Genomic DNA, 24,663 nt, shown 5'->3' on the forward strand with positions numbered 1-24,663 from the left:
TTGTGGTTTGAAAGAAGTTATCTCATGCCCGAGTTTGATGATAATTCCACCGCCGTTGCGGATATTTTGCATGCCTTCGCCGTCTTTGAACGCGAGGAAGAACACGTGCTAGACGCGGAGCTGCGCCTTAACGTGTATGCCAGCTAGACCATGATTCGCGTCTTTTCCGCGCTGCTGCCTTCTGCCGCCGCGCGCGAGCATATGGTACATACGCTTAGGCCCATCCATGCGGCAACTACCAACGAGTTGCGCTGGACGGATCCGGATAATTGGCATGTGACCATGGCCTTTTATGGCGACCAGCCCAATGATGCCGCGGCTGTGCGCGAGCACCTCGCCCACGCGGTGGCTGGGCGCTCGGCGTTGGATGTGCATGTGAGCGGAGCGGGAAGTTTTGAGCAGCGCACCCTGTGGTTGGGCGTCGGTGGCCAGGCGCGGGGTGTGCGGGAGTTGATGGCGGATTGCCAGCTTGCCGATGTCCCCTTTAATCACCACCGCCCCCACCTCACCGTCGCGCGCGCCGGCCGGCGTACCCGTGATCCGTGGGTACTGGGGGATGTCGTGCGTGCGTTATCGGTGTACCGAGGACCGGACTTTTGCGCGGACCGGGTTTGCCTTATGCAATCGCACCTGGGCGAGGGCCGCGGCGGCGGGCCGCGCTACGAAGTAATTGAGGAATACCCCCTATTCTAGGCGGCGCGGGCGGCACGGATTTCCCGCACGAGGGCATCGAGCTCTTCGCGGGTGGCGGTGCGGTCTGGGTGGGTGGTGCAAAAGTCCAAAAGGAAGTAGCCGGCGTGCTGCAGCGCGATGTGGCGGGCCCAGAATTGGCGCACGGCATCTGGGTTATCGGCGGCGAGGGATTGGATGGCGCGGCGCTCGGAAAGCAGCTCGTACTGTAGGTCACGGCGTGCGGACAACACGGAATCCGGGGTATTGACAAAGAGCAGTCCGAGCAGGGTAGCCATGGATTCCATCGCGCGGACCTGCAGGCGGGCCTGATTGCGTACCGGGGCGCTGCGCTGCCATAGCCATAGCACCGCGGTGGCGATGAGGATGGACAAGAGGATCTCGCCGCAGCGAGCTTGAATGGTGGGCAACAGGGGGCGGGTAGCTGAGTTGCCCATGAGAAGCGCGAGCGGGGTGGAGAAGATAACGCAGATGGCGTAGTTTTTCGCCACGAAGATTTCGGCGCAGAATTGGCAGGCAGCCAGAGCCAGCAGCAGCGTCCAGCCATTAATACCGAAGTAGTGAAGGATGGAAAATAGCAGCACGCCCACTACAGAGCCGAGCATGCGGTGGATGCCGCGGACGGTGCCCGGCACATGGTCGGGTCCCCATTGCAGCATGAGGAAGGCAGAGACCACGCCCCAGTCCGGCCGGTCGAAGCCGAGGCTAAGGCCCACGAGCACGGTAATGATCGCCGAAAGAACCACCTTTTGGGTAGTGACCATGGCATGCGAATCCCGCACCGCGGCGCGGTAAAGCCGGTACCGGCCGGTGGGCCGGGTATGGGGGATAGCGGTGCGATTCGGGTCGACGTCGGTGACATGATCGGTAAGCTGGTCCGAATCGGAGCCGAGGTCAAGGGCGCGGTTATGTGCCACGATGGTGTGCTGGGCTGCAAGGGTGCGCTCTACTAGGTGGGCTCCTTGGGAGTCGATGATGCGGCCACCGCGGATAATGTGGGCGTCGGAAAGCGCCTGCCATGCAGCAAAAAGTGCGGTTTGTGCTTGGTGGTGGCGGGCGAGTGAATCATCCTGTCCGGCCTGGAAGGCAGACGCGGCCGTTTCCAGGCTGGCTACGGCGCGGCGCTCAGGGCCGTGCGGGTCAAAAAGGGCCGGGGCCATGCCGAGGATCAAGCTGGCCACCATGCCCGTCAGCGCCCAAAAGAGCAGCTGGCCCACGGTGACATCGGTGCGGGCGAGCATGACCGAGCCGCCGCCGACCATGACGAGGAAGAAGGTGCCCGGTGGCGGCAGGCGCAGCGCATTTTGGGCAAAGCCACAACCGGCGGCCAATGCCGTGGAGTAGAGGCCTGCGAGTAGGAGCCACCAATGGCCGTGGCCGGGCGCAAAGATAAGATGGCCTACCAACACGCCGACGGCGGCGACGGTAATGAGCGCGGTGCCGGCGGTGAGCATGACGCGCGGGCGGGTGCGATAGGGCTGTCCCTCGCCAAAGATGACGGTAAACGCGCCGGTGGAAATGAGCAGGATAGCGTAGTCGTGGCCGGTAAGCAGCGCAATGGCGCCGGGCAGGAGAATCGCCAATCCCGCGCGCAGTGCACCAGGCCAGCGCACCGAGGCGCTATTAAACGCGGTGAGTAGCTGGGTGGTGCTAGGGCGCTGCGGGATGGGATAGTCAAGCTGGGCGGCCACGGAGCAGCAGGATCCTTTCTAAGTGGAGTTATCTGACCCGACTACCTTACGCCCACCAACACCCGCTTTACATCTCGGCGGCCGCGATAAGCCGGCGCGTGTAGTCCGTGCTGGGGGAGGACCATACGGCCTCGGTAGGGCCGTGCTCGATGAGCCGGCCGTGGTCGAGAACGGCGACGCTATCGCAGAGGTGGCGCACCACCGCAAGGTCGTGGGTGACAAAGAGCAAGGTAAGCCCTCGCTTGTCGATGATCTCTGCCAGTAGCTCCAAAACCTGTGCGCGCACGGACATATCGAGGGCCGAGACTGCTTCATCGGCCAGCAGGATATCTGGCTCGCCACACAGCGCGCGGGCAATGGAAATGCGCTGGCGCTGGCCACCTGAAAACTCGTGCGGGAAGCGGTCGAGGCTATCGGTCGGAAGCCCGACCTCCTCGAGCGCGGCCGCGGCGCGGGACCGCTTTTCGGCCTTGTTTGGGTTGCCCGGCATAGCCTCTGCGATGGATTTCCAGATCTTTAGCCGGGGATTGAGAGAGCCCTGCGGGTCTTGGAAGACCATTTGCACGCGGCCGCCGACGGTGACCTCGCCGCTTGTCGGCTGGTCGAGTCCGGCGATGAGCTTGAGCAGGCTGGTCTTTCCCGATCCGGAGCCACCCACAATGCCGAGGCGCTCGCCGTGGTGCACGCGCAAGTCGATGCCGTCGAGTGCGGCGTGAGTGCCGTGCACCTTGCTAACCTCTTCGAGCGTGACGAGGGAATCTTCCGCTGCGGCCGGGGCAAGGCTCATCTCTGGCAGCTGGGAGGAATCGATGAGCTCGCGGGTGTAGGGATGCTCGGGCTGGGCAAGAATCCGCTCGGTAGGGCCAGACTCCACCACTGCGCCGTGGTGCATTACCACAACGCGGGGACACATGCGGCGGATGACTCCCAAGTCATGGGTGATGAAGATCAGCGCGGTGCCGCGGGCCTTGGTCACCCGCTCGATGACGCGCAATACGCCATCTTGCGTGGTGGCATCCAGCGCGGTGGTCGGTTCATCGCAGATGAGCAGATCGGGATGGCCGGCCATAGCCATGGCAATGAGCACGCGCTGGCGCTGGCCTCCGGAGAGCTGGTGTGGGAATCGGGTGGCGATATCGGCGGCCAGGTCCACCTCTTCGAGAGCGGTTGCGGCATCGCGCACCCCGGCGTGGGCCAGCTGTTTGCCCACGCGCATAAGCGGATCCAGCGCGCTCATTGGTTCTTGGAAGACCATGGCCATGGTCTTCCCGCGCAATGGGCGGATACGGGCATCGCGTGCGCCTATCACCTCGTGGCCATCCACAGTGACGGAGCCGCTCGCGCGTACCCCATCGGGCAAAAGCCCCATGATGGACAGCGCAGTGAGCGATTTGCCGGAGCCGGATTCACCAATAATGCCGAGCCTTTCGCCGGCCGCGAGCTCGAAGTTCAAGGGCCCCAAAAGGGCAGTGGTGGACCCAGCAGCGGTGACCGCCAGGTTATCTACTTTGAGCAGGCTCATCGCGCGGATCCTTTCAGGCGGGGATCGAGGAGGTCACGGAGGGCGTCGCCAAGCAGGTTAAAGCCCAGCACTGTTGCCGCAATGGCCAGGCCAGGCCAGAAGGCCTGCAGGGGAGCGGTGCCCAGAAGCGACTGGGAATCTTGCAGCATCCGGCCCCACGAGGCGGCCGGTGGGGCGGTGCCTAAGCCAAGATAGGACAGGCCGGCCTCGGCCAGGATGGCAAGCGCGAAATATACCGAGGCCTGCACGATGAGCAGACCGGCAAGATTGGGCAGAATATGGCGCCACGCTACCTTCCAGCCCGGCACCGCGGAAATGCGCGCGGAGGAAATATAGTCCTGCGTGATGACCTGCAGCGTGCCCGAGCGCGCAACCCTGGCAAAGGAGGGAATGCCGGCGATGCCGATGGCAATCATGGCCGTAAGTGTTGAAGGCCCCCAGACCGCGCCAGCAATAATCGCCAAAAGCAGCGCAGGGAAGGCAAGCAGCAAATCTGCACCGCGCATCACTAACGCATCGGCCCATGTGCCGCGGCGCATGCCAGCAAGGATGCCGAGCGGCACGCCGACCACGGCGGCGATTCCCACGGCCACTAGGCCGACGAAGACCGTAATCTGGGCACCCGCCATGATCCGGGAAGCGGTATCGCGACCGAAGCGGTCCGTACCAAGGAGATGCTCGGCGCTGGGGCCGGCAAGGCTCACATCCGGGTGCGCGAGAGTAGGGTCATACGGCGTCCACACCAGCGAAATCACTGCCACCAGCACCGTGGCGGCGACGAGGATGGCCCCCAGCCAGCCAGAAAAACGCAGCTTCATTATTTATCACCTGCCGTGATGCGCGGATCGATGAATCGGTAGGCCACATCCGTGAGGGCATTGACCACCAAGGCAAAGGCGACGAGCAGCATGACCAAGGTCTGCACCGTGGTCAGATCGCGCACCGCCACCGCATCCAGCAGCATCGAACCTATGCCGGGGATGACAAAGACGGACTCAATTACTACGGCGCCCACGACCATCGTGGTTAGCTGTACGCCGGCCACGGTAAGCACGGGCAGCGCCGCATTGCGCAGGCCGTGGCGCTTCAGCGCCTGCCACGGGGACTGACCCAGCGCACGGGCGGTACGAATATAGTCCTGATGCAGCACATCGAGCACAGCCGAGCGCACATAGCGCGTCAGCATTGCACCTTGCACCACGGCCAGCGCAATAACCGGCAAGATGAGGTGGCGCATAAACTCGCCTGCGCCCTGGTTTGGCGGCACCCAACCATTGGCCGGCAGCCAGCCTAGGTGAACGGCAAAGATGGCCACCAGGATGATGCCGAGAAGGAAGCTGGGCACCGCAATGCCTAGCTGCGTACCGGCAGAAACCACATCCGCGCTGCGGGTACGGTTGCGCAGTGCCAACCACATTCCCACCGGAATGGCCCCGGCCAATGCGAGCAGCATCGCCAAACCAATCAGGATGAGCGTGACTTGGGCGCGGTCCAGCACCAGCGGCGTAATATCTTGTTGCGAGGACAATGACTGCCCAAAACTGCCGGTAAACAGGCCTTTTATCCACTCCCAATATTGCGTGAGCAGCGGGCGATCCAGGCCCAGCTCAGAGCTGAGCTTGCCGACGGCCTCTTCGGTCGCATTCACTCCCAGCGCCACCCGCGCCGGGTTGCCTGGCACCGCGCGCATGAGCGCGAAGATGATGATGGAGGCGGCAAAGAGCGTTAATGCAAAGCGCAGCAGCGGGCGCACGATGGCGCGCCCAGTAAGGCGAAGGGAAGTCATCGTGCCTCCTTTTCGGTGGTCACTGCGGAGCTGAGATCGCGCAAGATCAGCGCGTCCGTGACCTGATCAGGGTGCAGCCCGCGCACGCCTGTGCGGGTGAGCACGATATTTGGCATATTCATCAAGGTCAGCGCGCCGGCATCTGCCATGATCTGATCCACGGCTTGTGCCATGAGCTGGGGATAGTCCTGCTCGGGCGCGGAGTCGGCTTGGGCCAAAAGTTCGCGGGTGCGCGGCGAATCGTAGTTGAGGTAATAGTCCGGATCGCCGAATAGGGTTGGCACATCGCGCGGTTCTACGTGGGAGATGAGCGACATTTGATAGTCTTTGGCGCCCATGACCTGGCCCAACCATACGGCTGGGAACTCGGCGGATTCCAGCTTCACCTTAAAGCCAACTTCGGTGAGTTGCGAGTACAGCAGCTCGGCGACGGTCTGGGCATAGGGCAGCGTCGGTGTAGTCAGCGTGATTTCGGCCCCTTCTGCGCCGGCCTCTTCGAGCAACTGGCGGGCCTTATCCGGATTGTAGTCGTAGTAGCGCTTGCCTTGGAACCATGGATCTGTAGGTGGGATTGGTGCACCACCGGTGTCTTTGGCTAGGCCATTCCACAAAATGTCATTGGCCGCCTTGCGGTCGACGGCATAGGCGACTGCCTGGCGCACGCGCGGATCATCAAAGGGAGCCCGGGCATTATTCATGGATAGCAACACCTCACCATTGGTGGTGCCGACCTCGGTAGCGATGCCGTCCTTGACGTCGTCGAGAAGCTCCGGGTTTTGCACACCCCAGACCACATCCACGCCGCCGGCCTGCAGGGCATTGACCGAGGAGATGGTGTCTGGGAAATAGCGAACGGTGACATCGTGCGCGGCGGGCTTTCCCCAATAATTTTTGCGGACCTTGAGCTCCACAAATTCCGAAGGCGCAAAGCGGGACACCTCAAAGGGCCCGGTACCCACCGGTTGGGCGGCGAGGTTATCCATGCCATTAGGCGTCATCATCGCGCCGGTGGCCGTGCCCATGGACCAGAGCCAGCCATTCGACGGCTGTTTCAGGCGCACCTTTAGTGTGTGTTCATCGGTGGCCGTGGCTTTTTCTACCGGATCCATGGCTGCTGAGATGTCATTGGTCCATTTCTCGCGAACGTAATCAATGGAAAAGGCCGCGGTCTCGGCGGTAAAAGCATCGCCATTGGAAAAGGTGACACCTTTGCGCAGATGGAAGGTATAGCTGCGGGCATCGTCGCTGATCTCCCACGAGGTGGCGAGCCCTGGGGTGATAGAACCATCCTCATCGATGCGCACGAGAGTTTCGTAGACATTGTCCATGAGTACGGCGGGGATGGCAGCACCACCGGTAGTGGTGAAATCTAGGGAAGTGGCCGCCGAGGTGGAGGCTACGGTAAGGGAAGCAGAAGCGGAGTCGCTATCTGCTTGGGAGGTATCAACCACCGCGGTATGGCCTGCCGAGCACGCTGATACGGTTCCGACAGCGGCCGCCATGGCGAGGCTACCCAGCGCCCTGCCGGCGCGAAATCTTCTCATAGGAAGCAGGGTAGCCGGTGGGGATAGCTGCCGTGAAACTTATGCAAAATTTCCTGGAGTGGGGATAACTTCTAGGGGTGAAACGCCCCCGCGTACGTTGTTCATAGCCAGCTTCATGCGGTCCGCGCGATAGAGGTATACCGCCAATTCCACCGGTTCGCCGGAGTGGTTGGATATTTCCATCTGGAGCCGCCACAGTGGGGTGCCAGTGGCTACTTCAAGTGCCTCGGCATCCTCGGCCGTGGCTTCCTCCAACGTGAGTTCGCGGCGCACATTATCAAAGTCCACGCCGCATTCGTGCAGGTGCGCATGAATAGAGCCGGCATCCGCGTCGAAGTCCAAGATGTGCTTTCCCACCACCATGGGGAAATACATGCGCTCAATGGCAATGGGGTGGTCCTCGGTATAGCGCACGCGGTGGACAAAGACCACATTTTGTTCTGGGTCCACACGCAGAAAACGAGTGATTTCCCGCGGCGCACGGCGGCGAGCCAGCCACAGGGTGTGCTGTTGGGGATCCGCGTCATATTCGCTGAGCCAGCTGGAGATGGAATAGATGGATTCAAAAAGCTCTGCCTGGGTAGAGGCTAAAACGGTGGAGCGGCGCCCCCGGCCGGAGGAAACCAGCCCTTTGGCCCGCAAAGCCGCAACTGCTTGGCGCACGGGTCCGCGGGAAGAAGAAAACTTCTCGCATAAATCTGCTTCACTAGGTAGAAAATCGCCTGGTTGCAGCACGCCAGAGCTGATCTGCTCTCGCAGGTAATCAGCGATCTTTCTATGCTGCTGTTTATCGCGTGGGCTCATTCAACCTTTGTCCTTAGTCTCTCCGGGGCTTTTCGCAGCGGAGCGAAACACGTCAATGTTATTCCATTTTGCTAGGGTGCGCTAATGCAACAGCGTCACTAAGAAACTACGCGCTATTTGAGTGAAAAGCACTAACCAAAAGACCACGCGCCGCTCTATCAGCGCCAGGTTGGTAGGGGAGCGCGCTAGGCTAAGTTTTCGTGGACGAGAGCACCGAAACCATTGAAGTACGCGAAGCCGGTGGAACCGCGCGCTTGGGCAAGGCAGTGACGATGGCTGTCATTATCGCCGTCGCGCTGCTGCTAATCGGTGGAGTGCTTATTTACTCGGCGCTGCAGGAGCCGGCCGGCACACGCTTGCATACCGTCTACCTCATTGCCGCGCTTATGCCCTTAGGCGGGGCGCTGTGCGCGATGCTGGCGGTGGTAGCCTCCGCGCGGCGCCGAGCTCGTGCGCTGCTGCGCATTGGCGAGGATATTTCCTTGCCTTTCCAACGGGTTAGCTTTTCGGCCGCTGAGCTAGACCGCATGCAGTTCTATTCGCTCGAGCCGGGCCAAAATTTCCTGGCCCTGATTCCGCGTGGGGTACGCGTTTCTACCTTGGACGAAGCGCAGCAGTATTCGGTGCGATTGCCGGAGCAGGCGAACCTGGGACCGCGGGAGCTTGAGGGAAAACTCCGGGAACGGTTCCCCGAGGTCCCCATTGACCACCTAGGCCACGTAAGGGCCGAAGGCTAGCTCGGGGTGCCGGCTACGCGTGCCGGATCGAGCTGCCAGCCCTGCGCGAGCAGCTGCATATTCTTGATTACTTCCTCGTGCGAGCTGGACTGCAAGGAAACCATCAGCTCATCGGCCTTAGCGTGCTCTTGGAAGGTCTCGAGGTAGTTTGCCACCTCATCGGCGGTGCCCACGGCGGAGTACTTCAGCATGTCTAGGATCTGCTGGCCCTGGTAAGAACCGATAATCTGCTCCACCTGCTCATCGGTGAGGTGCTTGCCGCGGCCGGCGAAGGCCTTGACGCGGTTGAAACACACGCGCTCGTATTCCTCCTGCGCCTTTTGGGTGGTCTCGGCGGCGGTGACGTTGACTCCGGCGATGAGGTAGGGCTTGCTGAAGCGCTCGGAAGGCTGGAAGTTCTCGCGGTAGTAGGTGGTAGCCTGCTCGAGGTGCTGCGGGGCAAAGTGAGAAGCAAAGGCATAAGGCAGGCCGAGCTTGGCGGCTAGCGAGGCGCCGAACATGGACGAGCCCAAAATATAGATCGGCACGTTGGTATTGGCACCTGGAACGGCGCTGACCCCCGGGATATAAGACTTGCCCTCGAGATAGGAGTTGAGCTCTTTGACGTCTTCGGGGAAGCGTTCGGCAGAGTGGGCGTCGCGGCGCAGGGCGCGGCCCAGGGTATTCATATCCGTGCCGGGTGCGCGGCCTACGCCTAAGTCGATGCGCTTGGGATACATCTCCTCCAAAGTGCCGAATTGCTCGGCGATGACATAAGGGGAGTGGTTAGGCAGCATCACTCCGCCGGAGCCCAAGCGAATGCGCTCAGTCTTTGCGCCGATATGGGCGATGAGCACGGCCGGGGAAGAAGACATGATGGACTTCATATTGTGGTGCTCGGTGTACCACATGCGAGAATAGCCCAGCTTTTCTGCTTCCTGGGCCAACTGCACGGAGCGGGCGATGGATTGTGCTGGGGTCTCGCCCTCATAAATGGTGCAGAAGTCCAAGACGGAAAGATGCGCGCGTTCGGTCACGGGGAGAGCCTTCCTTTTGCTTTCGGTAAATCCTGTCTAAGTTCTCTTCTTCCAACGGTACGCGCCGCCTGACTATTCCGGGCTATACCGCATCGCCGCAGGGGCCTGTTGACATAAAAACCCCTCCGCCTCGGCACCGTGGTGAGGTGTGGAGTGGGAGGGGGAGGTAGGAATGAGAGACTAAGCCTCAGCGAGGGCGTCGGCCTCCGCCGGCTCTGTTGCCGGTGGGTTGGCGGCCTCGTGCTTCTCGCCTGCCTTGGTGGCGATATCGACAACGAGGCCGATGACTGCCGCGATGGCGGTGGGAACGATCCAGCCGAGGTCTACGGACTGACCAGGAGCCAAGCTCAAGAGGGGATCGAGTGCGTCGGTTCCCCAGCCCTGAGCTGCGATAACGGACAAGGCCGACCACAGCACCGATACCCACAGTGCCAAACGGTAGGTCCAATAAAAGACCACGGACTTTTTCACCACTGGCTGGGTCAGGGTGAGGAAGATAAGGGAAATAGCTGGTGGATACAGGAAAGTAATGAAGGGCACTGCAATGGACAGCACCGTCTCCAGCCCCTGGAAGGCAAAGAGAATGGACAGTGCGGTAAAGAGGCAGGCCCAAACGTGGTACTTGACCTTGGGCAGCAGCATTTCGAAGAAGGCGGAGGTGGAGGTGATAAGGCCCACCGCGGTGGTCATGCAGGCCAGGATGACGATGGCGGAGAAGACGACCTGGCCGATGGTGCCCATGGTGAGATTTGCGGCGTCGGCAAGCAGGGGCGCTCCAGACTCATAGGACTGGCCATTGGGAATGGTTTGGCCTACCCACGCCAAGCCCAGATAGATAGCGGCCAGCAAAGCGCCAGCAACCAGAGCGGCGGTGATGGTGCCATTGATCAAGGACTTCTTGGTCTTAAAGCCCTTGGAACGTAAAGCACCGACAATGACGATGGAAAAGGCCAGACCCGCAATGGCATCCATGGTGTTATAGCCCTCAAAAAGGCCGGTGACCATGGGGGAAGAAGTATAGTCCGCAGTAGGGGTCTGGGGATCGCGGGGATTGTTGAAAGCTGCCAAGGCGATGAGGATAACCAACAACGCCACCAAAGCCGGGGTGAGGAACTTACCCAAGGTATCGATAATGGAGTTCGGCTTCCAGGACAGTGCTAGGGCGATGAGGAAAAAGACCGCATTGAAGATGCCATTGGCCATGGTTCCCTCCCAGCCCAGCAGTGGGGTGATGGCGGTTTCCATGGAAACGGCGCCGGTGCGCGGCAGGGCGTAGAACGCGCCGATGGCAAGGTAGGCCATTACAGAAAAGACGAGGCCGAAAAGCGCGCCGCCGTTGGAGCTCAGGTCGCGCACGGAGCGGCCCGAAATGGAGACGGCGACAATGGCTAGGACCGGAAGGAGCACGCCGGCGGCGAGGAAGCCGAGGACGGCAGGCCAAAAATTGGTGCCGGCCGAAACTCCCACCATGGGTGGGAAGATGAGGTTGCCGGCGCCGAAGAACATCGAAAACAGCATCAGCGACGCAATTACGATGGTGGCGACGGGCTTTGCAGTGCTTGACGCGACTGGGGTAGCCATGGTGGTTCCTTAATTTTCCATGTACAGCTAGAATGCGAGGAAGCTTTCCCCAATCTGCCGAGGGGTGGTGGCAGGGTGGGGTGCGTCTTCGTGGTCCGAGGTGGCGGGTCACGCCTGTTCGTGTAATGAGACATTACCGCCCACATGGTGAGAAATCAAAGTGTGGGGGTGACGCAGAATACATGGTTGACCCAGTCGGGCCGGCTTAATCGAGTGCGGCGAAGGCACGCTCCATGCGGTCGAGTGCCTCCTCCAAAATCTCGCGCGAGGTAGAGAAATTCAACCGCGCATGGCCCGGACCGCCGGTGCCAAAGGTATCGCCCTCATTGAGCGCGACCTTCGCATTCTCCCGCAGCCATTTGGCCGGCTGTGGATTGCCGCCGATGGCGGTATCAGCAAAGTCCAACCACAGCAGGTAGGTGGCCTCTGGTTTGCTGGTCTTTAAGCCGGGGATGCGCTGTGGCAGCTCCTCCACCAACCAATCGCGGGTCTGCCGCAGGTACGCTATTTCTTCATCGAGGAAGTCGCCGCACTCGCGGTAGGCAGTCTCCGCAGCAAGCACGCCTAGAGTGCCCGTGCCGTCCTTGGCCACCCCAGTAAGACCATTCCACGTGTGTACATCGGCCGTATTGGAGAAAATAATCTGCGCGCACTTTAGCCCGGCAGTATTAAAAGCCTTGGAGGTAGCGGTTACCGTGATGGTGCGCTCGGCAGCCGCCGCGCTCAGCGACGCCACCGGGACATGCCGCCCCTCATAGACCAGCGGGGCATGGATTTCATCGGCCAGGATGCGGGCATCATATCTTTCCGCCAGTTCTACCAAGCCGGTGAGGTAGTCCTCGTCCAAGACACGGCCGAGTGGGTTATAAGGGTTGGCTAGCAAAATAGAGCCAGCGCCCTGCTGGAAGGCGCGCTCAATATCATCGAGCTCCAGGCTGGTCTCGATCTTTTCGCGGCCAGCGGTGCGCGGCAGCTCCAGCAGTGGAGGGTAGGAAGGCACTGGCACGATGACCGGGGAACCTTCGCGGGTAAAGTACTGCACTCCTAGCAAAAGACCCCGCACTACATCCCCAATCCAGAAAATATGCTCCGGGTTGGGGCGCCAGCCATAGCGTGTGTCATAGAAATTAGCCACAGCCTCGCGCAGTCCTGAGGCCTTGGGCGCTGGGGTATAGCCGAAGGTTTCCCTATCCACCATTTCTTCCAACGCCTTCTTGATGGCGGGCGCGGTGGGGAAGTCGGACTCCGCAATCCACAGTGGCAACACATCTTCTTCGAAGACGGTCCACTTGCGGGTTCCGCGGGCTTGCAATTCTTCTAGGCTAGGAAACTCCATGGCAACAACCATAACGCGAAGCCCGCGGCCACCCCATCGCATTTATGCGCTTTTATTCAACTGGCTTATCTTCCCGCGACGGTGCAGGCTCCTAGACATCTGCCTCCTCTTCCTCCTCGGATTCGGAGGCGTGGCCGGAGACAAAGCCATATTTTTTCAACCTGCGGCGGTCTGCGGCCGAGGTGGATTGAGTGAGTTTGAGCAGTTCGGCATAAATGCCACCGGATTGAGCCAGCTCGGCCGGCGAGCCCATCTCATCGATGCGGCCGCGGTCCAAGGTGATGATGGTATCGACGTCCGCAATGGTGGACAGCCGGTGGGCAATAATAAGCGTGGTGCGGTCCTTCATCAGCTCATCCAAGCCGGCCTGCACGGCGCGCTCGGACTTGGTATCAAGCGCCGAGGTGGCCTCGTCCAATACCAAAATGGGGGCGTCTTTCAGCATGGCGCGGGCAACGGAGACGCGCTGCTTTTGTCCACCGGAAAGCTTAAGGCCGCGCTCACCAATAACGGTGTCGTAGCCATCCGGGAAGGCCTGGATAAACTCATGGGCATTGGCGCGCTTGGCGACGTCCACGATTTCTTCCTCCGTGGCACCCGGCTTGCCGTAGGCGATATTTTCGCGAATGGTGCCGGAGAAAAGATAAGACTCCTGGAAGACCACGCCCACCGAGGCGCGCAGGCGCGAGGCAGTGAGATCGTCTACCCGGTGGCCTAGCACATCGAGGTGCCCCGCTGAGGGGTGGTATAGGCCCAAAAGCAGGTTCACCAAGGTTGACTTGCCACCGCCGGACTCGCCCACGAGTGCTACCTTATGGCCCTCAGCGGCCGCGAAGGAAATATCCTCCACCACGGGCTTGCCCTCCTCATAGGCGAAGGAAACGTGCTGAAAGGAAAACACCGGCGCGCCGGGTGTGGGCTCGAGTGGGCGAACCGGCGTGAGATCCAGCTGCGGGGTATGCGAACCGGTGGTGGCGGCCACCAGTTCGCGCGGGGCGGTGGGCTCGAGCTCTTCTTCCATTACCTTGAAGTAGTCCTTCGAACCGGCGATTGCGCGCTGGGCGGTATCGACAATCCAGCTCATCATAAAGACCGGCTGCTTCGCACTGGAGACCATCTGCAGCAACATGACCATATCGCCCAAGGAAAAATGCCCCTCCAGCGTGCGCCAGAAGATAACGCCGTAGATACCTAGGAAGATAAACGCCATGGCCAGACCGCGGAAGGTATCCATCATGTGCCACCAGCGCGATTGCGGCTTAGTGGTATCCACCACGGTGCGGTAGCGCGTAGCAAAGTGGAAGAGCTCGCGGGTCTCGCTCACAAAGGACTTGGCCACCTTGACCTGCCCTATGACCTCGGCAAAGCGGCCATTAGCCTGGTCAATATTCTCATTTTTAATGGCCTCAAACTTCTGCCAGCGCTTCGAGGTCAGCGCGGTGAGCCACATATATACCGGGAAGAGGAGGGCCAGCAGGATAGCCAGTGGCCAGTAGAACCACGCGGTAATGGCTAGCACCGCGAGGGTTTGAATGATCATCGTGAAGAAGTTATTGGCAAAGGACTGCACGAACTGCGTGATATTGGCAATCGAGCGATCCAGCCGGGCGATGATCGTGCCGGTGACCTGGTTATCGTAATAGCCCTGCGGGAGGGCGAGCAGCTTGGCAAAGTAGCGGGTAGACAAAATCTCGCGCAGGCGCGAGACCATGACATCGCCGATGTAGCCACCAATATTGCGGAAGAGGGCATTGGCGGCGTCGGCAAGAAAAAGCGCCACAGCCAATAACAACACGGTGCGCAGTGCATCGCCGGCCGGGGCGTCCGTCTGCAGCGCCTCTACGATCGTATCGGTAGCGTGGCGCGTCAAAAAGGGCGATATCAGTGCTAGGACTGCGGTGACCGTGGCAGCTAGTAGCACGCCCAAGTAATAAGGCCACAGGGCAGAAGCACTGCGAGTAATGCGCAAGATGGAATTCATAAAACCACACTCAATTCAAAAAGGCGGGTAGTGCGCGATTTTAAGGGAGGAGAGATTTAAGCGACTGCCTAGTATGCCACATGCGGGGTTCACGGGAGTAAATGCCTAAGTTCCGGAAAGATTAGGCTAAGGTACTTGTGCAGAAATACAACAATCTTCGCGTGCAAAGGATCCATCCACGGTGAAAATTTCTCACATACTCGGCGCAGGCGTGGTCAGCGCTCTCGCCGTGACCCTGACCGGATGTAGTGTTCTCCAGCCGGAAGAAACAGGGCTCGGGGACAATATCACCGTCTCCAGCTCCGAAGAAGCCCCGTACGAGGCCAAGGACACCGATGACAAAGAGGTCACTTCTAACCTTGCCGAGCCGGTAAAGGATAAGGGCTTGGGCGTGAGCTGGGAACTGCAGGGAGTGTATTCCGATAACAATTCCGGCGGCTCCGTAGTGACCATCCTGCTGAAGAATGAAAACGACGTTCCCTTGCCGGTCGACGCCTTTGAAGATCCCACCCTCGAACGCGCCGACGGCAATGGTGGCTGGGCCAAGATTAATTCCTTGCCCTATGACGAGCAGTCTGCCCCGGATGTGGAGCCACCAGGACTCGACCACCCGTTGGGAGCGGGTGCCTCGGTGAATCTGCAATACCGCTACGACGTCACTCCTGGCAACCTGTGGAATGCGCGCCTCCACGTAGGCAACGTGACCTGGGTAGGAGACCTTAATCTATGACGGAACTTGTAGTCTTGGCCTCTGCCGCGGGCGAACCCATCGGCACCGCTCCCAAGGCCGAAGTTCATACCTCCGATACCCCGCTGCACTTTGCCTTCTCCGCCTGGCTAACCTGCGGCGGCAAAGTGCTAGTCACGCGCCGCGCGCTGAGCAAACTCACCTGGCCTGGCGTGTGGACCAATGCTTTTTGCGGCCACCCCGCTCCCGGCGAGGAGAATACGGCTGCAGTACTGCGCCGCGCCTCCTTTGAGCTAGGCATCGCGCCTTCAGATCTATCCGCCCCGCGGCTTATCCTGCCGGATTTTTCTTATCGCGCGGTGGATTCTTCAGGCACGGTAGAAAACGAAATCTGCCCGGTATATACCGTCGAGCTTGCCCCTGATGCGCAGTGGGAGCCCAATCCCGAGGAAGTAGATTCCTACCAGTGGGTCGAGCCGGCCCGGCTTTTTGCTGCCGCCGATGCCATGCCTGGCGTCTTTAGCCCGTGGATGATTGATGAGCTAGCGGACGAAAAGCTGCGTGCTGCGCTGTAATTACAGCTCCTCGTCGTTATAAAAGGCCGCGGCCACATAGTCCAAGGTGGCATAGGCTAGGCGACGCTCGCCCGTATCGAGGTCAAATTCCAGCACCTGGTGGTCATCGCCATAGCTGGGGAATCCGGGCTCACCCGTGGTGGCAAAATGGCGTAGCCACTCATTGAGCTCTTCGGCGGGGGCGTTGTTTTCCCCTTCGCTACCATTGCCGCCAAAAAGTGGGCCGAGCTCGGCGCAGTGCACTGCGGGGGCATTAGTGCGGGTAAATTCCATCATCCACGTAGGTCCTGGAGCATACTCGGCTACCTGGGCGGTCCAACGTCGCACTGCGGCATCACCGATGAGCCGGCCCATCAGCCGCTGCGGATCCACATAATGCGCCAGTTGCCGCCACTGCTTGAAGCGCCCCTGCGAAATCCCAAACTTGGGCGAAAGATAGCTGGTAATAAAGCCCGCCAAGGCCATCTTGTCAATGCGCTGGGCTGTGGGCATGTCATAGAACTCATCGCGGGTAGATGTCACGACGATAGGGATATCCGCCAGTTCTTCGGCCCGCAGTGGCGCGGGGCCCAAGGCGACATCGAAGCGATATTTCTTGCGGAATTTGGCATACCCTTTGGCCAGCGATTCTGGGTCCATTTTTTCTAAAGCTTGGCGCGTGACCGGCACACCTAGAGCCTTGCGTAGGTCGGTGACGCGGTGCTCGAAGCGGTCGCGTGGGAATGCTGGCGAGAGCGCCAGCACGCGGCGGAAACCGCCCCGGAAGTGATCGCGGCGTGCGAGCCACAAGCTTATTGCCGCCCCAGCGGATTGGCCTACCAAAGTGATATTGGTTTTATCGCCACCAAAGGCCTCGATATTGTGCTGCAGCCATTCCAAAGCTAGGAGGCAATCATCGATGCCGCGGTAGCGGTCCGCCTCATCGCCGTCAAAGCGTGCGAAACCAGCCAAACCGACCCGATAACCCACGTTGACCTGGATTACACCGTGACGGGCATTCTTTGTCCCCGAAAGCCGCGGATCCTCGTGCGATCCGTGCTCGTAGCGCCCGCCGTGAACATAGACCACCACAGGGCAGTCGCTGGCATCGGCAGGAGTGGTAATGGACAAAGCAATATCTTCTGGGTGCGGCTCGCGGGCATCCTGATCGACGCTGCGATCATATGGCTCGGCAGGAGAGTAGGGGCTGGGGATGTTGCAATAGCGCACCGAATGGAAATAGTGCAGGCCATCTCGGCGTACGCCGGTGATCCGGCCGGAAGCGGTGGCGACGGTAACAGGAATCTGGGCGCTCGACATGTCAGCCAGACTACCGCGAGCAAGTAGGATAAGTAGCCATGGAGTGGTTGACGAGCTTGGGCAGCACGCTATCGCAATTGTTGGTGCAGGCGCCCGTGTGGATTCAAATGGTCATCGTGGTGGCCATCGCCGTGCCGCTCATGGTGGTCGTAGCGTGGTGCCTGATGTGGGTGGTCGACTACATAGCCAACCGAGGCAAACGCATGATTTCCCAGCAACGCAGCCACAGCACTAAAATAGACCACCATGGCTGAGGAAAATAACGAGCGGGCACGGCAAGAGCGCGCCGAGCTGCGCGCTAACCCCCGCGAGGGCCTTTGGGACCCCGAAGCCAAGCGCGCCGGCCAGTCTTCTACCTCGGCGGCCACGCCTGGTGCACAGCCCGTTAAACGCAAGCGCGCTCTGCCCAAATCCCGTGTCACGCTCACGTTGTGGACGATGATCGCGCTGGTGATAGTCGTCGCACTGATCGGCCTGTGGACCTAAACCTGCTCCACCCCGCACCAGCGCCTAGGCCCGGCGTTAGGCCTTCCGCTTTATGCTTTCCGGCTGGTGGCCTCTAAGCGCTGGAAGAATTCCAGACTAGGAAGATCCTCAATGAGCAGGGGAGCGCCGTTGGTATCACATAGCGGCACGCACCAATTGGGATAAAGATCGTGCGTGGTACCCGGCTGATTTTGTGCGCGCACATCACCCACCATGTCCACCAAGCTGGTGCACGCAAGAGCCGAAGGTGTACCTACGATATAGCGATGCAGCGCTTCGCTTATATCCTCCTCCGCGCCGCGAGAAGCGCGCTCTGCCGGATCTACGAGGTAATCGCGCTGTGGCAAGAGGCCACGGTCCGCCACGGTTGCGAGTACGCGGGCCTGCCACTCGATGTCATCGCGCTGCTCTTCTTCCACCGAGCGGGTAAGCACGCCTAGGTGCGCGCGTAGCGAAATATGATCGCCGCGCAGGTAGGCCAAGGTGGGCGGCAGATCATGCGTATTGACTGAGGACAGCGCCAGCTGGCGGTATTTCTCCTGCGGCAGCGGGGAGTAGTCATCATCGTCGCGTTCAAACCACACGATGGACGTACCCAGCACCGCCTTCTGAGCGAGCACATCTTGTACCCACGGCTCTACGGTGCCGAGGTCTTCACCAATGACCACGGCACCAGCGCGTTGCGCTTCCAGAGCCAAGATGCCCACCATGGCCTCAAAATCATAAGAGACATAGGTGCCCGTCAGCGGGCTGGCCATGCGCGGGATCCAGTACAGGCGGAAAAGCCCTAAGATGTGGTCCACGCGCACGCCGCCGGCATGGCGCAGCACGGTGGAAAGCATCTCCCTCCACGGGGCGTAGCCGGCGGCGGCCAAGCGCTGCGGGTGCCACGGCGGCTGCGACCAATCCTGGCCTTGCTGGTTATAGTCATCCGGCGGAGCGCCTACCGAGCACTGCGGTGCCAAGTATTCGGTGAGATTTACCGCGTCGGCGCCACCCGGGTGCACGCCCACCGCCAGGTCAGCGACCAGGCCTAGGCGCATGCCGGCATCGAGCGCACGCTGTTGGGCGGCGGCCAGCTGCTCATCGCACAGGAACTGCAGCCAAGAATAAAAACGCGTGAGCTTGTCCATATCCAAGCCCTCGGCATGGCGCTGGCCCGATTGCGCTGCGGCATCCTGCTGCGCGCACCAGGCAGCGAAATCGCGCAGGCCACGGCCCTCTTCGCGGGCGTAGCGCACGAAGGCCTCTTCGCGCTCCGGAGTGGGCTGGTAATTAAAAAGCTCGCGCAGCACCTGCAGCTTGGCTTCAAAAATGGTGTCGCGGTCAATCTCCTCCGCGCTGCGGTTGCGCTGGCGAAACTCCTCCGCTAACTCACACACATCATCCTGCAGGTCCTCGGGCAGGAGCTGCAGCTCCGGGATGGATTCGATGTGCAGGTAGAGCGGGTTGATAAAACGCCGCGTGGTGGGCAGGTAAGGAGAATCCTCAATCGGCGGCAACGGCTCGGCCGCATGCAGCGGGTTGACCAGCAAAAAGTCCGCGTGCGGCGCGAGCGTTTCAGCCAGCTGCCCCAAATCCTGGAAATCACCTATTCCCCAAGACGACTCCGAGCGCACCGAATAAAGCTGCGACATCACGCCGCTAATCGGGTGCTCGACAAACTCATCGGCCGTGGTGAGGCGCGCCGGGGTAATAATCAGCGAGCAGGCATGCTTGCCGATGCCCTCCGACTCCAGCACCAGCTCGTGATAGCCCAGCGGCAGATCGCCAGGGATATGGAAGCTGGCCTCGCCCCATAGCGTGCCATCGACGTCTGCGTCTGGGGCGTCGTTGCGATCTTGGTAGACCTCGCGGGTGCCGCCTTCTTCCAACTCGATGTGTACGTGGGCGGCGTCGCCGGCATGTACATGCACAACGAACCCGCGCTCCTGGCCCTGGGGTGCGACGACGCAGTGGGGAAGGGGCTGGGAGGAGCGGGTGAGGTAGTCGTCGTAAAGCAGCTGCGTCAGGGCTGCATCGTCTGGGTTATCTTCGATGGCCACGCCCAAGGCGCGCAGGGTATAGGTAATAGTGTCTTCAGCAACGTGGACGGGGAAACCAGACTGGGAGGCATAGCTGGTGGCCACGCCGTGGCGCTGAGCGAGTTCTTCAAGCAAGTCGCGGGTAGTCACAGGCCACATTGTGCCACGGGGACAACGCGCCTGCTGGGAAACAGATTGGTACAGTAGGCGGAGATTAATAAATAGCTGTTCGAAAGGACACCGCGTGACCCTGCAAGAAGTGCATACCCCGGCGCAATTTACTATCGAGCCGGGCGAAACCTGCCTGACCGCCCTGATGGACACCGCGAAGAAGCGTCCGCACGGCGTCATGTTTACCCGCCCAGCAAATTACGAGTGGGTCAATGTAACGGGCAAAGAATTCATCGATGAGGTCTTTGAAGTAGCCCAAGGGCTTATCGCCCTTGGCGTGCAGCAGGGGGACCGCGTCGCTCTCATCTCTGCTACCCGCTATGAGTGGTCCCTTTTGGATTTTGCCATCTGGGCCGCGGGAGCCGCCTCCGTGCCGGTCTACCCATCTTCCTCCGCCTCCCAGGTGCGTTGGATTATTGAGGACTCCGGCGCAGTGCTGGCCATTACAGAAACCCGCGAGCACTCCGAACTGGTAGAAAACCTGGTTTTGCAAGAAGATGGCGAGCCCAACCTCAAGGGCTCTCCTTCGCAGCTGCGCCGCGTATTGGAAATCAACTCCTCTGCCATTGACACCCTCAAGTTCGAGGGCCGCGGCGTGGCCGCGGAGGAGGTCTACGCCCGCATCAAGGCCACTTCCACCGACGACCTGGCTTCCCTGGTTTATACCTCGGGTACCACCGGCCGCCCCAAGGGCTGCATCCTCACCCACCGCAATTGGCTAGCCCAGACCCGCGGCCTGTGCACCAATCCCATTGGTATCTTTGCCGTCCCGGGCAGCCATACCTTGACCTTCCTGCCGCTGGCGCACGTCTTTGCCCGCGCGGTATCCATTGCGGTGGCCATGCGCGGTGCCTCCCAGAACCACTGGTCGGACTTTTCCACCATTTCCATCGAGTTCGCCCGCTCCCGCCCGAACGTCATTTTGGGTGTGCCACGCGTCTTTGAAAAGGTGCGCAATTCCGCTGCTGCTAAGGCGGCCGATTCTGGCATTAAGACCCTTCTCTTTGAGCGGTCCGAGAAGGTTGCCATCGAATACTCCAAGGCTTTGGACAAGCCGGAGGGCCCGGATCGCCTGCTGAAGGCCAAGCACAAGCTCTTTGACAAGCTGGTGTATTCCACCATCCGCAAGGGCGTGGGTGGCAACGTCAACTACTGCATTACCGGCGGCTCCGCCATGGGCCATGACCTGCTGCACTGGTACCGCGGCATCGGTATCCCGGTCTATGAGGGCTACGGCCTCACCGAGGTTGCCGCCGCGGCCGCGGTGGACTTTGTGGACCAGTCCATCGGCACCGTCGGCCCGCCCATGGGCGGCGTGACCTTCCGCATTAACGATGAAGGCGAAATCTGCATCAAGGGCGATATCGTCTTCCACGGTTACTGGAATAACCCGGAGGCAACGGCCGAAGCCCTCGAGGATGGTTGGTACAACACCGGTGACTTGGGTGAGATTGATGAGGACGGCAAGCTCGTTATCACCGGCCGCAAGAAGGATCTGATTGTTACGGCCGGCGGCAAGAATGTTTCGCCCGGCCCGATGGAGGATATCCTGCGCGGCCACCCGCTTATCTCCCAGGCCATGGTGGTAGGCGATGGTAAGCCCTTCGTGGGAGTGCTGCTGACGCTGGATCCGGATATTTTGAAGCGTTGGAAGCTGGACCACAATATTCCGGAAAATCGCTCTATGCGAGAGCTGGCCACCGATCCCACCCTGCGCGCGGAGCTGCAGGATGCCATCAACCAGGTCAATGCCACCGTCTCCCACGCGGAGGGCATCAAGAAGTTCTACATCCTTGAGTCTGACCTTACTGAGGAAGAAAATGAGCTGACCCCCACCATGAAGGTCAAGCGCAACGTGGTAGCGCAGCGTTATGCTGCGGCCATTGAGCATTTGTACAAGCGCTAGTCTGCGCGATGGGTACACCCGAGGACATGTCCTCGGGTGTTTCTTTTTGCCCTGCTTGGCGACGCCCCTTGTGCAGCTCAACCCGCCGCCCTCTGCTCTGGGCGGTCGAACCTGCCATAAACCTGTGAATGGCTTCGGAGTGTCGCGCGCCCGTGGCGGCGGATCTCGCATAGAGTCGTGAAGCGTTACAGCAAACCTCAACCTCTACTAGAGGTTAGAAATGGGACCGTGGAAGGAGTGGCTCGAAGCCAATGCACAAAATCGCCGCCGAGCTGCGCCACCGCGAGCTTACGCAAGAGATTTATAATATCGGCGACGAAGTCGCAGAATATCTCGAGCACCTCATTGAAGCCATCGAGGATTGGGACGAAGAGCTGTGCATGGATTGCCTGGCCGAGCTAGGCGATATCGTCGAAGATGCTCGCGTTGACTCCGGCCGCTGCGTGGGCGAGCTGATGGGCCTGCGCCAAGCTTTGGTTTCCGGCGTGCGCTCCGGCACGATTTCCGCCGCTTCTTCCGGTGTGAACGACGTGGAAGAGCCGGAACAACTCACCCCGCGCCTGCTGGATGAACGATTCCCCATCTCCAAGCCCATCGTGGTGCACGAGCTGGCCCAGTCCCTGCGTTACCGTACCCAGGCCGTGGCGGATTACCTGCGCGAGGTAGTCGAGTACGTGCTTGCGCAAACCGACGCCGTGGCCCGCAACCTCGACATGGTCTCCCTGCCGCACCTGTACAAGCGCACCGGCGAGTCTGCTCTCATTGCAGTCCAAGCGTGGAAGCACACGGTGCTTGATACCCACCCCGCCTATGTGCGCACGATGCGAGGGCATAACCCGCCGCAGTTCTTGGAGGAGCGTGCCCGCGTAGCGGCGGTGGTGGAAAAGGTTCGCGCTAAGCGTGAAGCGGCTCGCCGGGCTACTACTGCATAAATTATTGAGGCTTCCTTGTTTTAGACAAGGGGATGTTCACGGCCACCGAGATTCCCTCTCTCGGTGGCCGTTGAAGTTTCCAGTGGATTTATGCGTGGATTTCCGGAGGGATCTGCCCCAATTCGGGTAGAAATTTAGGAGAATTTTAGGTTAACAGCCGTTTCAGATGGTCCACGTTATGCCTGTTCAGCTGATTAGATCCTGTAGCCAGCGATGTTGTTGCCAGGTCACCCTTAAAATTTAAGTAGAAAATACTCTTAGAGCGCTGTAGGGTATTTTCCGTCCACGCGAACGCCGTGCCCTAGCATCATCTACACGCGGCGCGCGCAATTAAATTCTTCAACCATATCTACAGGGAGTCAAACCATGGGCGCACGCCGAACTTCTCGCCTCATTGCCAGCGCAGTGGCCGTAGCCACCTTCTCTTCCATTACCGTTGTTCCTACCGCCGTCGCTGCCGAGGACACTACCTTCGTCGAAGAAAAGACCACCGACGATACCGTAAGCCTCAATGGCATCGAATTCGATGAAGAAGGCAACCTGCTCGAGGAAAACAACGCCGGTGATAAGGCGATGAAAGAACTCGACGCGGAAGACGATGCCGCCGATTCCATCACCCCATATGCTGTAGATGGTGCTGAGGAAGCCACCGAGACTCCGGCCCCCGAGAAGCCTGCAAAGCCGACCTCTCTTGATGAGCTCGCACAGACCGAGGCCTCCAATGACGACGTGAACGTCAAGGTGGTTAAAGACGAAAAGAAGGACCAGCTGGTCTGTGAGGTGACTGATGCCCCTGAAAAGGAAGGCAACCTGCTCGACCTCAAGCTTGCCCTAGCTAAGGCGTTCTACGATGGCGGCGAGAAGATTATCAAGACCGTCTGGGAAATCATTCCGGTAGTCGGTGACCTGGTTCCGGCCGATTTCATCGATAAGATTTCCGGTAAGACCTGGGATGGCATTGCCAAGCTGGTCAAGGAAGGCGAGAAGGACAAGACCGTTACCTGGGACCTTTCCCGTGCCCAGGGCATGGCCATCGGACGTATCGATAATGCCGATGCCGATGTTGATATGAATAACCCGGATGCCGCAAAGAAGACCGTATCCGGCCTGCTCAAGTTCGCAGACGGTACCTTTGGCAAGGGAACCAAGGTTATCTTGAAGCTCTTTAATGCAGCCGTTACCATCGCTGGCTTGGTTCCAGGTGCGAACGTCGCTGGCGACCTGAAGCTGAGCAAGGATCAGCAGAAGAGCATCGAAGACTCCCTGAACAATATCTCTACGGCGGCCTCCGACCTGGCAGCCGTCAACGCTCCGGCCGGCCAGCTGTGCTCCGATATGCTCAACGGCAAGAAGACCAAGGATCAGCCTGCTGAGGTCGATCCTTCCGAGGAACCTTCCTCCGAGGAAACCACTCCTGAGGAGTCCACCGAGCCTTCTACCAGCGAGGCTGTCGTTGTTCCCGGCAAGGATGGCCAGGATGGCGTAGATGGCCAGGACGGCCGCGACGGCCGCGACGGTCGCGATGGCAAGGACGGCCGCGACGGTGAAGATGGCCAGGACGGCGAGAACGGCCGCGACGGTCGCGATGGCAAGGACGGCCGCGACGGTGAAGATGGCCAGGACGGCAAGGACGGCCGCGACGGTCGCGACGGCCGTGACGGACGCGATGGTCGCGACGGTATCAACGGCAAGGATGGCAAGGACGCGGACCTATCTTCCGTGGCCGGCTTCTCCTTCCTTGCAGCCCTGGTAGGTGGCGGCACGGTACTGGGCATTCTGTCTGCCGTTGACTACCTCTACACCCATGGCATGCTGCCGAAGAACAGCGTCCCATGGCGCATCAACCAGTAAGACCATTCTCTTAGGTCTTTAGCTGGAATCGGTAAAGCCTCCA

Annotated in this window: 22 protein-coding genes; 10 read left to right on the forward strand and 12 right to left on the reverse strand. The window is 60.4% G+C overall.

Annotation, left to right across the window (positions count from 1 at the left end; genetic code table 11):
* The first annotated feature begins 24 nt into the window (after window positions 1–24).
* Together QP904_RS08540 and thpR are read left to right on the forward strand one after the other, a co-directional pair.
* Entirely contained in the window at window positions 25–147 is a 123-nt protein-coding gene (locus QP904_RS08540; RefSeq protein ID WP_005324145.1) for a hypothetical protein, read from the forward strand.
* A gap of 3 nt (window positions 148–150) precedes the next feature.
* Window positions 151–693, forward strand: coding sequence for an RNA 2',3'-cyclic phosphodiesterase (gene thpR / locus QP904_RS08545; protein ID WP_200288757.1), 543 nt, complete (start codon window positions 151–153; stop codon window positions 691–693).
* Here thpR and QP904_RS08550 read toward each other — a convergent pair.
* The 6 genes from QP904_RS08550 to QP904_RS08575 all read right to left on the reverse strand — a co-directional run bounded on the left by QP904_RS08550 (window position 690) and on the right by QP904_RS08575 (window position 8,037).
* Window positions 690–2,381 carry an FUSC family protein gene (locus QP904_RS08550; protein WP_284835879.1) on the reverse strand — a complete coding sequence of 564 codons (1,692 nt, stop codon included), beginning with the start codon at window positions 2,379–2,381 and terminating at the stop codon, window positions 690–692. The genes thpR and QP904_RS08550 overlap by 4 nt on opposite strands.
* Before the next feature lie 67 nt (window positions 2,382–2,448).
* The gene (locus QP904_RS08555; protein ID WP_284835880.1) at window positions 2,449–3,903 is read right to left on the reverse strand and encodes an ATP-binding cassette domain-containing protein; all 1,455 of its coding nucleotides are present in this window, start codon (window positions 3,901–3,903) and stop codon (window positions 2,449–2,451) included.
* The gene (locus QP904_RS08560; protein WP_259825565.1) at window positions 3,900–4,721 is read right to left on the reverse strand and encodes an ABC transporter permease; all 822 of its coding nucleotides are present in this window, start codon (window positions 4,719–4,721) and stop codon (window positions 3,900–3,902) included. The genes QP904_RS08555 and QP904_RS08560 overlap by 4 nt, the downstream gene beginning before the upstream one ends.
* Complete coding sequence (locus tag QP904_RS08565; protein WP_259825564.1) at window positions 4,721–5,689, reverse strand: ABC transporter permease; 969 nt, start codon at window positions 5,687–5,689, stop codon at window positions 4,721–4,723. The genes QP904_RS08560 and QP904_RS08565 overlap by 1 nt, the downstream gene beginning before the upstream one ends.
* Complete coding sequence (locus QP904_RS08570; protein WP_284835881.1) at window positions 5,686–7,233, reverse strand: ABC transporter substrate-binding protein; 1,548 nt, start codon at window positions 7,231–7,233, stop codon at window positions 5,686–5,688. The genes QP904_RS08565 and QP904_RS08570 overlap by 4 nt, the downstream gene beginning before the upstream one ends.
* 39 nt (window positions 7,234–7,272) lie before the next feature.
* Window positions 7,273–8,037 carry a GntR family transcriptional regulator gene (locus tag QP904_RS08575; protein WP_284835882.1) on the reverse strand — a complete coding sequence of 255 codons (765 nt, stop codon included), beginning with the start codon at window positions 8,035–8,037 and terminating at the stop codon, window positions 7,273–7,275.
* Between the two features lie 200 nt (window positions 8,038–8,237).
* Between QP904_RS08575 and QP904_RS08580 the strand changes: the two genes are divergently transcribed.
* Window positions 8,238–8,774 carry a hypothetical protein gene (locus QP904_RS08580; protein ID WP_284835883.1) on the forward strand — a complete coding sequence of 179 codons (537 nt, stop codon included), beginning with the start codon at window positions 8,238–8,240 and terminating at the stop codon, window positions 8,772–8,774.
* Here the strand turns inward: QP904_RS08580 and QP904_RS08585 are convergent.
* The 4 genes from QP904_RS08585 to QP904_RS08600 form a co-directional block, all read right to left on the reverse strand.
* Window positions 8,771–9,790, reverse strand: coding sequence for an LLM class flavin-dependent oxidoreductase (locus QP904_RS08585; protein ID WP_284835884.1), 1,020 nt, complete (start codon window positions 9,788–9,790; stop codon window positions 8,771–8,773). The two genes, QP904_RS08580 and QP904_RS08585, sit on opposite strands and share 4 nt — an antisense overlap.
* Window positions 9,791–9,970: 180 nt before the next feature.
* Entirely contained in the window at window positions 9,971–11,371 is a 1,401-nt protein-coding gene (brnQ, locus tag QP904_RS08590; RefSeq protein WP_284835885.1) for a branched-chain amino acid transport system II carrier protein, read from the reverse strand.
* 205 nt (window positions 11,372–11,576) lie between these two features.
* Window positions 11,577–12,707, reverse strand: coding sequence for a MalY/PatB family protein (locus QP904_RS08595; RefSeq protein ID WP_284835886.1), 1,131 nt, complete (start codon window positions 12,705–12,707; stop codon window positions 11,577–11,579).
* A gap of 91 nt (window positions 12,708–12,798) precedes the next feature.
* Complete coding sequence (locus QP904_RS08600; protein WP_284835887.1) at window positions 12,799–14,688, reverse strand: ABC transporter ATP-binding protein; 1,890 nt, start codon at window positions 14,686–14,688, stop codon at window positions 12,799–12,801.
* A gap of 181 nt (window positions 14,689–14,869) precedes the next feature.
* Here QP904_RS08600 and QP904_RS08605 point away from each other — a divergent pair, with 181 nt between their 5' ends.
* Entirely contained in the window at window positions 14,870–15,418 is a 549-nt protein-coding gene (locus QP904_RS08605) for a hypothetical protein (protein ID WP_049361590.1), read from the forward strand.
* Window positions 15,415–15,951, forward strand: coding sequence for an isopentenyl-diphosphate Delta-isomerase (gene idi, locus QP904_RS08610; RefSeq protein ID WP_200288768.1), 537 nt, complete (start codon window positions 15,415–15,417; stop codon window positions 15,949–15,951). Before QP904_RS08605 ends, idi begins: the two co-directional genes overlap by 4 nt.
* Here idi and QP904_RS08615 read toward each other — a convergent pair whose 3' ends face one another.
* Entirely contained in the window at window positions 15,952–17,250 is a 1,299-nt protein-coding gene (locus QP904_RS08615; RefSeq protein WP_284835888.1) for a carboxylesterase family protein, read from the reverse strand. It lies immediately after the preceding gene.
* Window positions 17,251–17,288: 38 nt separating this feature from the next.
* On the opposite strand from QP904_RS08615, the gene QP904_RS08620 reads away from it, so the two are divergent.
* Window positions 17,289–17,504, forward strand: a complete 216-nt coding sequence (locus QP904_RS08620; RefSeq protein ID WP_200288770.1) for a hypothetical protein — start codon at window positions 17,289–17,291, stop codon at window positions 17,502–17,504.
* Window positions 17,497–17,736: a hypothetical protein gene (locus QP904_RS08625; RefSeq protein ID WP_086588323.1), complete on the forward strand. Its 240-nt coding sequence runs from the start codon at window positions 17,497–17,499 to the stop codon at window positions 17,734–17,736. Before QP904_RS08620 ends, QP904_RS08625 begins: the two co-directional genes overlap by 8 nt.
* A 50-nt stretch (window positions 17,737–17,786) precedes the next feature.
* On the opposite strand, the gene malQ is transcribed toward QP904_RS08625, so the two are convergent.
* On the reverse strand, window positions 17,787–19,910 hold the full coding sequence (malQ, locus tag QP904_RS08630) for a 4-alpha-glucanotransferase (RefSeq protein WP_284835889.1): 2,124 nt from the start codon (window positions 19,908–19,910) through the stop codon (window positions 17,787–17,789).
* A gap of 94 nt (window positions 19,911–20,004) precedes the next feature.
* On the opposite strand from malQ, the gene QP904_RS08635 reads away from it, so the two are divergent.
* From QP904_RS08635 to QP904_RS08645, 3 genes are all read left to right on the forward strand, one after another.
* On the forward strand, window positions 20,005–21,837 hold the full coding sequence (locus tag QP904_RS08635; protein WP_200288772.1) for an AMP-dependent synthetase/ligase: 1,833 nt from the start codon (window positions 20,005–20,007) through the stop codon (window positions 21,835–21,837).
* Window positions 21,838–22,088: 251 nt separating this feature from the next.
* On the forward strand, window positions 22,089–22,769 hold the full coding sequence (locus QP904_RS08640) for a hypothetical protein (RefSeq protein ID WP_086588326.1): 681 nt from the start codon (window positions 22,089–22,091) through the stop codon (window positions 22,767–22,769).
* Between the two features lie 366 nt (window positions 22,770–23,135).
* Window positions 23,136–24,620 (forward strand): hypothetical protein, encoded by a 1,485-nt coding sequence (locus tag QP904_RS08645; protein WP_284835890.1) that lies wholly within the window; start codon window positions 23,136–23,138, stop codon window positions 24,618–24,620.
* Window positions 24,621–24,663: the final 43 nt, after the last annotated feature.

The sequence above is a fragment of the Corynebacterium nasorum genome (genome assembly GCF_030229765.1).
Taxonomy (GTDB): domain Bacteria; phylum Actinomycetota; class Actinomycetes; order Mycobacteriales; family Mycobacteriaceae; genus Corynebacterium; species Corynebacterium kefirresidentii.

Excerpts from the sequence above, each read along its gene's own strand:
- QP904_RS08540 (WP_005324145.1), top strand. The coding sequence starts at position 25 with ATGCCCGAGTTTGATGATAATTCCACCGCCGTTGCGGATATTTTGCAT.
- thpR (WP_200288757.1), top strand. The coding sequence starts at position 151 with ATGATTCGCGTCTTTTCCGCGCTGCTGCCTTCTGCCGCCGCGCGCGAG.
- QP904_RS08555 (WP_284835880.1), bottom strand. The coding sequence starts at position 3,903 with ATGAGCCTGCTCAAAGTAGATAACCTGGCGGTCACCGCTGCTGGGTCC.
- QP904_RS08560 (WP_259825565.1), bottom strand. The coding sequence starts at position 4,721 with ATGAAGCTGCGTTTTTCTGGCTGGCTGGGGGCCATCCTCGTCGCCGCC.
- QP904_RS08565 (WP_259825564.1), bottom strand. The coding sequence starts at position 5,689 with ATGACTTCCCTTCGCCTTACTGGGCGCGCCATCGTGCGCCCGCTGCTG.
- QP904_RS08570 (WP_284835881.1), bottom strand. The coding sequence starts at position 7,233 with ATGAGAAGATTTCGCGCCGGCAGGGCGCTGGGTAGCCTCGCCATGGCG.
- QP904_RS08575 (WP_284835882.1), bottom strand. The coding sequence starts at position 8,037 with ATGAGCCCACGCGATAAACAGCAGCATAGAAAGATCGCTGATTACCTG.
- brnQ (WP_284835885.1), bottom strand. The coding sequence starts at position 11,371 with ATGGCTACCCCAGTCGCGTCAAGCACTGCAAAGCCCGTCGCCACCATC.
- QP904_RS08595 (WP_284835886.1), bottom strand. The coding sequence starts at position 12,707 with ATGGAGTTTCCTAGCCTAGAAGAATTGCAAGCCCGCGGAACCCGCAAG.
- QP904_RS08600 (WP_284835887.1), bottom strand. The coding sequence starts at position 14,688 with ATGAATTCCATCTTGCGCATTACTCGCAGTGCTTCTGCCCTGTGGCCT.
- idi (WP_200288768.1), top strand. The coding sequence starts at position 15,415 with ATGACGGAACTTGTAGTCTTGGCCTCTGCCGCGGGCGAACCCATCGGC.
- QP904_RS08615 (WP_284835888.1), bottom strand. The coding sequence starts at position 17,250 with ATGTCGAGCGCCCAGATTCCTGTTACCGTCGCCACCGCTTCCGGCCGG.
- QP904_RS08620 (WP_200288770.1), top strand. The coding sequence starts at position 17,289 with ATGGAGTGGTTGACGAGCTTGGGCAGCACGCTATCGCAATTGTTGGTG.
- QP904_RS08625 (WP_086588323.1), top strand. The coding sequence starts at position 17,497 with ATGGCTGAGGAAAATAACGAGCGGGCACGGCAAGAGCGCGCCGAGCTG.
- QP904_RS08640 (WP_086588326.1), top strand. The coding sequence starts at position 22,089 with ATGCACAAAATCGCCGCCGAGCTGCGCCACCGCGAGCTTACGCAAGAG.
- QP904_RS08645 (WP_284835890.1), top strand. The coding sequence starts at position 23,136 with ATGGGCGCACGCCGAACTTCTCGCCTCATTGCCAGCGCAGTGGCCGTA.